The organism is Streptomyces sp. UNOB3_S3, assembly GCF_020740895.1.
Lineage (GTDB): Bacteria > Actinomycetota > Actinomycetes > Streptomycetales > Streptomycetaceae > Streptomyces.
Genome location: NZ_JAILXP010000642.1, coordinates 1 through 1,846, shown reverse-complemented (window position 1 = coordinate 1,846; position 1,846 = coordinate 1). Strand labels below are relative to the sequence as shown.

2 protein-coding genes are annotated in these 1,846 nt (G+C 69.7%); both read left to right on the top strand.

What is annotated here, in order from left to right; translation table 11 throughout:
* On the top strand, window positions 1-1,342 hold a 1,342-nt coding region (locus K6I33_RS34640), incomplete at its 5' end, for a PQQ-binding-like beta-propeller repeat protein (protein WP_229358768.1).
* A 97-nt stretch (window positions 1,343-1,439) separates the two neighbouring features.
* Entirely contained in the window at window positions 1,440-1,844 is a 405-nt protein-coding gene (locus tag K6I33_RS34635) for a hypothetical protein (protein WP_229358767.1), read from the top strand.
* Window positions 1,845-1,846: the final 2 nt, after the last annotated feature.

Sequence of the window (1,846 nt, the reverse complement as noted above, 5' to 3'; positions counted from 1 at the left end):
GCCCTCGCCTGTGACGCCTCCCCCTGCCCCGGTGTCCGGCACGGGCCGGCGGAAGCTCTGGACAACGGGCCTGATCCTCGCCCTCCTCCTCGCGTGCGGCGGTGGCGCGTACGCCGTGTGGGGCGGGCCGGACGGTGACCCGAAGCCCTCGGCCCAGGGTCCGGGTGCCGCCGAGGCGGGAGCGATGGTGTGGAGGAAGACGGCCCGCACCGAACCGTCACGAGGCGCCAACGCGGCGCCGGGCGCCTGGTTCACCCCGACCACGGTGGTCAAGGCCGAGCCCGACATGGTCACGGCCTACGACCTCAAAACCGGCGAGAAGCAGTGGTCGCTGGTGCTGGACGGAGTCCTGTGCGCGGCGTCGAGGGACGCCGACGACGGCCGTGTGCTCATCGCCCTCAAGGCGTCGGGATTCTGCGACGCGATGACGGTCATCGACATCCGTCGCGGAGTGCGGCTCTGGTCGGAACCCATCGCCCTCCACAAGGGCGACGACCCGGACCTGGACAATTTCCGGCCGGAGAAATGGAAGGCGGAGCTGGAAGTGGCGGTGAACGCCGGCCACGGCCTGATCACCTGGGCCACGGGAGCCAAAATCGTCAGCCTGGCGGACGGCAAGCTGGTGGGGGACTCGCCCCAGAAAGAGCCGTGTCGCTTCGTCGGCGCGGCCGGCGGCTCCCAGATGCTGACGCTGGCCCGTTGCGAAAATCGGACGAGGGTGCGCTCCCAGAATCCGGCGGCGCTCGACAAGCCGAAGTGGACGTGGGAGGGGCGTGGCGAGGAGGAGGTCGACGAGGTCCTCTCGACGCGTCCCGTCGTCCTGCTCACCAGTGACGGCCAGGGCAGGCCCGTGCAGCTGGTCACCCTCAATGACACCGACGGCAAGGAACGCTCCCGCATCGAGCTCCGGCGCGACCACGACGGCAGTATCTGCTCGGCGAGCGTCAGCAAATGCCCGGAATACCTGATCGACGGTGACACGGTCTATGTGGCCCGCAAGGGTTCCACGACCGCCTACGACCTCACGAACGGTCGCGAGAAATGGACATACAAGGCCGACACCAACCGGACCGCGTTTCCCGTCTCGGTGCAGAACGACCGGCTCGCCGTCTACGTCCCCGGCACCCCGGAACGCGTCGGCGAACTGTCCCGCGTCTCCACCCGCACAGGCGAAGCCGCCCGCACCACACACCTCGCCCGCGACCTCCGCGCGACCGAATGGCGCCTGGCCCGCCCCAGGGCGCTGGTGTCCCATCTCCGGGGAGACCGCCTGCTGTTGCTGAACGAAGGCCGGCTCGATTCCCAGGACGCGGACGTGATCGTCGCGGTGGCCGCACCCTGACGGATACCTGACGCGCACCTGGCGGCAATCTGGTTGGGGCGCCGCTTCACGAGTGACTACAGTGACGCAGAAGTGCCTGGGGGAGGGGAAGTTGGGGATGAACGCCCGCCTGGCCAAAGAGGCCGAGACGCTGACGACGTTCAAGAACCGCATCGACGAGGTACTGGCCAACCTGGAGAAGTCGGCGGCCTCACCGAAGACGATGGGCGACCAGAAGGTCGCCCCGGGCTCCTTCGGCAAGGGCTTCGGCTCCGCCGAGGGCCTTGCCGCACTGTACGAGGCGGTCCACGCGAGGCTGGAAACCCTGTCGAAGGTCTTCGGCGACCAGGTCGAGGCCATGGGCCTCGCCGCCGTCATCGCCGAGCGCGGCTACGACGGCGTCGACGCGGACGAGGCCGCCCGGATGCGGGCGATCCAGGAGCGGGCAAACGAGTATGGGCGCGGGGGCCCGGCAACACCGAAGCGCACGGACGCTGCCGGCACCGGCGGGGCCGGGCTCTAGGG

Bases quoted from the DNA above. Each gene is read 5' to 3' on its own strand.
- K6I33_RS34635 (WP_229358767.1), top strand. From the start codon at position 1,440: ATGAACGCCCGCCTGGCCAAAGAGGCCGAGACGCTGACGACGTTCAAG.